The sequence below is a fragment of the Syntrophorhabdaceae bacterium genome (assembly GCA_035541755.1).
Taxonomy (GTDB): domain Bacteria; phylum Desulfobacterota; class Syntrophorhabdia; order Syntrophorhabdales; family Syntrophorhabdaceae; genus PNOF01.
Map to the genome: position 1 here is coordinate 1 of DATKMQ010000024.1, position 5,909 is coordinate 5,909.

At 51.3% G+C, this 5,909-nt stretch carries 6 protein-coding genes; 2 read left to right on the plus strand and 4 right to left on the minus strand.

Features of this window, described 5'->3' with window-relative positions:
* The 4 genes from feoB to VMT62_01910 all read right to left on the minus strand — a co-directional run.
* A partial coding sequence (gene feoB / locus VMT62_01895) for a ferrous iron transport protein B (GenBank protein ID HVN95157.1) occupies positions 1-1,826 on the minus strand: 1,826 nt, incomplete at its 3' end.
* An 83-nt stretch (positions 1,827-1,909) separates the two neighbouring features.
* Positions 1,910-2,485 carry a flavodoxin family protein gene (locus VMT62_01900; GenBank protein ID HVN95158.1) on the minus strand — a complete coding sequence of 192 codons (576 nt, stop codon included), beginning with the start codon at positions 2,483-2,485 and terminating at the stop codon, positions 1,910-1,912.
* Positions 2,486-2,579: 94 nt separating this feature from the next.
* Positions 2,580-3,074 carry a rubrerythrin family protein gene (locus VMT62_01905; protein HVN95159.1) on the minus strand — a complete coding sequence of 165 codons (495 nt, stop codon included), beginning with the start codon at positions 3,072-3,074 and terminating at the stop codon, positions 2,580-2,582.
* A gap of 84 nt (positions 3,075-3,158) precedes the next feature.
* On the minus strand, positions 3,159-4,376 hold the full coding sequence (locus VMT62_01910) for an FprA family A-type flavoprotein (protein ID HVN95160.1): 1,218 nt from the start codon (positions 4,374-4,376) through the stop codon (positions 3,159-3,161).
* Positions 4,377-4,666: 290 nt separating this feature from the next.
* On the opposite strand from VMT62_01910, the gene VMT62_01915 reads away from it, so the two are divergent.
* Entirely contained in the window at positions 4,667-5,635 is a 969-nt protein-coding gene (locus VMT62_01915; protein ID HVN95161.1) for an adenylate/guanylate cyclase domain-containing protein, read from the plus strand.
* A gap of 19 nt (positions 5,636-5,654) precedes the next feature.
* Positions 5,655-5,909, plus strand: a 255-nt coding sequence (locus VMT62_01920; GenBank protein HVN95162.1) for a thioesterase family protein, incomplete at its 3' end; no start/stop codon positions are given.

Here is a 5,909-nt window from a genome sequence, read left to right on the forward strand (position 1 = left end):
CAAATCAGGATCACGCTCCCGGCCTTCTTGATAAACGCCACTGTTCTGGTTAAGACCGCCGCGGTGATCGTCTTTGCGTCGGGCGCATGGTACAGAGGCAGTTCCATGATGAACGGCACGGGTTCATGCTGAAAGAAGAATTTATTGATCACAATTCCGACGGCACCAAGCATAATGATATTCAATGCGACAAGGATCCAGGAGAGGGCAAATGCCTGCCTGCCGAAAACGGCGGCGCTCACAAAAGTAAGAACAGCGAGCCTCCCCGTACAGGGCACAAAGGGCGCCAGAAAGATGGTCAGCAATCGCGCCCGTTTTGATTCTATGATCCTCGCACCGAGCACCGACGGCACATTACATCCAAATCCAAGGCACAGAGGCATAAAGCTTTTCCCGTGGAGGCCTATGACGTGCATGAATCTATCCATGACAAAGGCCGCTCGCGCCATGTAGCCCACATTCTCCAGGACCGTCATGGCAAAGAAGAAAATCACGAGGATCGGAATGAACGTCAGCACAGACCCGACTCCTCCGACTATCCCGTTCACGAGGATTCCGCGCACCCACCAGGACTCGTTAACAATCGCCGCGTTCACGAAGCGTCCCAGGGAACCAGCCTCCCGCTCGAGAATCTTCTGAAGCGGGAAACCGACCGCGAACGTCAACACGAATACGAGTGCGAGTATTCCGAGAAGAATAGGCACACCGGTTATGGGCCTGGTGAGGATGTGATCGATCTTGTCGGTCATGAGCACCTGCCCTCTTTTGAACCGAGATACCGCCGCTCGCGTCACTTCTTCTATCCAGTCGTACCTTCCGCCCACAACGGCGCGAAGCGCATCTTCGTGTTTAATGAGGAGCGATTCGATCTCCTTCCACAGGGGAGCGGGCAAAATCCCCTTCATTGTGTCGGTTACCTCAGGATCGCCTTCCATGAGCTTCACGGTGATCCATTCCCCGGTGTACGGCAGGGGAACGTGATCATTAACGAGCTCCGCAAGACGCGTGTAAATATCCTTGTGATCTGACAGAACCTCGGGTATGCGAGGATTGTAATGCGACCGATCTTTGGATACCCGGATAATTTCCGAGACGAGTTCCCTGATGCCCCTGTTCTTTGTGGCAATCATCTCAACAACGGGAAGTCGAAGCGACCTGCGCAGCGCCTCTACATCGACGTGCAGGCCTTGCGCGGAAGCCACATCAAACATATTGACGCCCACGACCACCGGAGTTTTCAAAAGAAGCAGCTCGGCCAGAAGATACAGGCTCCTTTCTAATGCCGACGCATTCACGACCACCACGACCACGTCCGGGTGTTCCTGAATGATGAACTCCCGTGCAACCCGCTCGTCCTCAGAAAAGGCGCTCAAACTATACGTACCAGGAAGATCGACGAGCCTCATCTCCACGCCGTCCTGTGCGAGATAGGTGCCTTCCTTTATCTCCACGGTCTTACCCGGCCAATTGCCCACGTGCTGGGAAAGACCGGTCAGAAGATTAAAGACTGTTGTTTTGCCTACATTGGGTTGGCCCGCCAGGGCCACCACGAGCCTCTTTCCATCCTTTGCCGCCTCTGCCGCGTCTTCGGCTTCCTTTTTGACAACAAGGATCTTGTCTGCCTGGCCTTTTCCTAAGGCTATTCTCGTGTCGGAAGCGAGCACAATGATCTGTCCGCCGCTGTTTCTTAACACCTTAATGCTCGTTCCGACGATAATACCCATACCGGCAAGCCTGCTTACAAATCCCTCGCCCCCGGACAACAGGTAAACAATACCCTCCTGGCCCTCTTCAAGCAACGTAATAGGGGAAACCTGGCCGCTCATGATGGTATGGCCTTTTGGCGCTGACTCATGCAATTGTTTATACTATGCGACCCCTTTAATGTCAATCGAGAGATTGACGAGAGTCAAGGATTGGTGAGCCTTTGACCGGCTTCGTATGCTTGCTCAAGCGCTGTTGTCTGGGCGAGGATCGCTCCCCTGGCGTCAATGCCAAGATAGCTCAGCGTTTCGTGTTGAGCTACGCTGATCGTACGAAAAAACGCGGTGGCCGTGGCTTCTGAACATTGGACCCCCGTTTGCCTCTTCATGCCGCCCACAAGAAGCAGAAGTCCCTTTCGCCCGGACGAACCTGACGGAATGGTCTTCTTCAGCAGATACTTTTCGCTCCAGAAAGCCTGGCAACGGTCAATCATGGTTTTGGTCTGCGCAGAAAGACCGAAGAAAAAAATCGGGGAAGCCACCACGACCCGGTCGGCCTCGCGAATCGCCGAGTAAATGGCGGCCATATCATCCGTGATGACACATCTGCCTGTGTCGTCGCAACCCCCGCAGTTCTGGCAAGGTCTGATATTCATATCATTGAGCGTAAATATCACGCTCTCGTGCGTTTTCTCGTTCACACCCTTTAAAACTTCGTCAAGGAGAATATCACTGTTTCCTCCCCTTCTCGGGCTGCCTCTAAACGCAACCACTTTCAGCATGTCTTCCTCTGGCCTAATAAGGCCTTTAAACGCCAGGCCTGATGACTCTTTTCACGGGTGAGGCGCTTAAAGGCCGACATTCACCGCTAAAAGCCTATTCAACTTTGTAATAAGCCGCCTTCTTTGACTTGCAGACCGGACATTCATCGGGCGGCTCGCCCTCGACCGTATGTCCGCACACCCTGCACACATAATAGTCGGCTACCTTGTTCTTACCGAGAGCGTCGTAGGCTTCCTGATACAGCTTTGCATGGACCTTCTCCACTTCATTGGCATAGGTAAAACTCTGAGAAGCGCCGGCGTTGCCCGATGTCTTTGCCTCGTCGATCATACCCGGGTACATGGACTTAAACTCGTGGGTTTCGCCAGCTATGGCCTCCTGAAGGTTCTCTTTTGTGCTCCTCACGCCCTTTAACTCTTTCAAGTGGTTATGCGCGTGAATCGTCTCCGCCTCGGCGGCGGCACGAAATAGTTTGGCGACCTGTTTGAACCCTTCCTGGTCTGCTTTTTTTGCGAAAGCCAGATACTTTCTGTTCGCCTGCGATTCGCCGGCAAAGGCTTCCTTAAGATTCTCTTCTGTTTTTGACATGTTTAAGCCCTCCTCATTAAGTTGTTGTTCATATCGTAGTGGCAATTAAGACAAAAGGAGCGCGTCCATGAGCCCGGCTTTGCGCTAGCCTATCTCAGCGTGATACGTCTTCATGCTTTCGGCAAACTGTTTTCCGAACTCATAACACCGCTCGCTCTCTTCCGCCGATGGTTTATAGGCCGTCTGAACTCCCGGCTCCACGCTTTTGAGACCCATTTGTTTCAATCGCTCGTAGACCTCCTTCACTCCTCCACCACCCCAGCCGAAGCTTCCGAAGGCGCCAACGATTCTCCTGGTGGGCCTTAAGCCGCTAAGATGATAGAGAAATTCAGCAACGGACGGAAACATACCATTGTTCAAAGTGGGTGAGCCTATAAGACAACCTCTCGCCTTCCAAAACTCTTTGATGGCCACACTCATGGGCGTGGCCCTGAGTTTTATCACCCTGCAATGCACGCCCGCATCCTTGATCCCCTGAATCATGGGTACGGACATGAGCTCCGTGCTGTGCCACATGGTGTCGTAAATAAGCGCGACAGCCGGCTCCGCCTTGCCGTTCGCCATATCCAGGTACTTCTTCAGGATTCCTTTGGGGTCCTTCCTCCATATGAGACCATGATCAGGTGCGATCATATCGATCTCGATGCCCAGTTTCACGATCTCCTCAATCTTGCCTTGAATCAACTTTCCGAAAGGCATGAGGATATTCGCATAATAATCGATGACGGCATCATCAAGCTCATATTCCGAATGAGACGAAAGAAAATCGTCGTCAAAACGTGAAGCACTGGCCAGATGCTGTCCGAACGCATCCTGGGAAATAAGAAGTTTAGCCTCCTTCACGTAAGTTACCATGGAATCGGGCCAGTGGAGCATCGGCGTCTCGAGAAAAAGCAGATTGTACCGTCCGATATTCAGGGTTTGACCACTCTTTACGATCTTAAAAGCCCACCGCGATGTGTCAAAAGACCTGTCGAGACCTTTTTTTCCTCGCTCGGTGATATAAATTGTGGCTTGAGGCATATGTTTCATGACCGCCTCAAGGGCACTTGCGTGATCGGGCTCGATATGATTGATGACCACATTCGAGATACGACCTGGTTCCACTATATTCCTGATATTATCAAGGGCAGTCGTGGCGAAATCCTCTTTTACGGTGTCCACGAGCGTCAACTGCTCATCTTTAATGAGATAATTGTTGTACGATGTGCCGTTCGGCGTGACGTATCCGTGGAAATCCCTTACTCCCCAGTCGATTGCCCCGACCCAGTAAATATCCGGTTTGATTTCTACGGCCCTCATAAGTCTCCCTCCAGGCGATCGCACAACCAGAATTCAACTGCTGTTTAATAAATCTATACATAAAAGAACGAAAAAACAAGCCACTGATAGGTGTTTTGGGGCATATATTTTCGCCGAGAGTGAGGTTTATTTGCAATTTTTGTGGTATGGTACTTAAAGGTACCACAATGACAAACGCAAGGGAACAAAAGAAATGTACGAGAAGTCCGGCTGATCCGACCGGTTTGCGCTTAATCTCAGAAGAATACTATCATTTCAAGGTACTCTTGTTGGCCGCAGACCCCCGGAGTATGCGCATAAGCAAAAAAACTTTGAGGCCTCACGGCATAGAGGTTCTTGAAGCCGTAAGTGAGACAGATGCCCTCAATCTTCTCAAAAAGGAATCTCCAGACCTGATCGTCATAGACGCAGACCTGCCCCGTGCAAATGGTTTTGATTTCTGCGTTTCCTTGCGGCTGGACCCCAATATAGGGCCTATCCCCATCATCTTTCTCGTGTCGTCACTTAGTACCCACGAGCAGGTTACCGCCATGGAGTCAGGCGCTGACGGCCTTCTCGAGAAACCCATAGATCCTGAGCTGCTTCTCGCCTATGTAATAAATTTTCTCAAAAGACGCAGTGGGGAGGTCGAAAACTTCAGGGTCTTAAGAACTCTCGGCAGGTATATCTCAAGTCGCGCACGCGAGAAGGCCGGGCTCGGCGGGACTGAAAAGATTCATGCGACGATCCTTTTTTCCGATATGAGAGGCTTCACCGAAAAAACGTTAAACAAGAGGATTGAAGACATATTCAAATCGATCAGTGACCTCGCCTCACGACAGATTACGATCGTCCATCAGTTCGGCGGATACATCGATAAGTTTACCGGTGACGGACTGCTCGCGGTATTTGACGCTCAAAGCCATGTGCTGGACGCCTGCAACGCCGCGCTGGAGATTGTGGATTCCTTCGAAAACATCAAAGGTATTCCACTTGGCACACCCCCTCCCATAGGTATGGGGATCAATTGCGGCGAGTTGTTGAGAGGCAACATAGGAGGTCCTGAGCATATGGATTTCTCCGTTATAGGTAGCACAGTGAACCTAGCCGCCCGGCTGTGTGGTCAAGCTCAATCCCTTGAGATCATTGTGTCCAAGGCGGTGGCCGATACCGTCAAAGGAATTTTGACAACCGACGGAGGTCGGACCGTGAGACTCAAAGGCGTGGGAAGCACGAGAATCTATCGGCTTAAAGGACGGATGGACGAACCCGGGGCATGAAGACGGAGGAGATGGACTCATGTATTCGACGCGCATCTATTATCAGGACACCGATGCTGGCGGAGTGGTCTACTATGCCAACTACCTCAAGTTTTTCGAAAAGTCATGGTTCGAATATCTCATATCTATCGGTATATCTCTTCCCGAATGGGAATCGCTGGGAACCTACGTTATTATCAAGCAAGTCTATCTTGATCTCATCGAGCCTTTGAGATACGGCGACTATGTTACTATAACGTCAGACATCATTGAGGTGAAAAGGGCGTATTTCGTG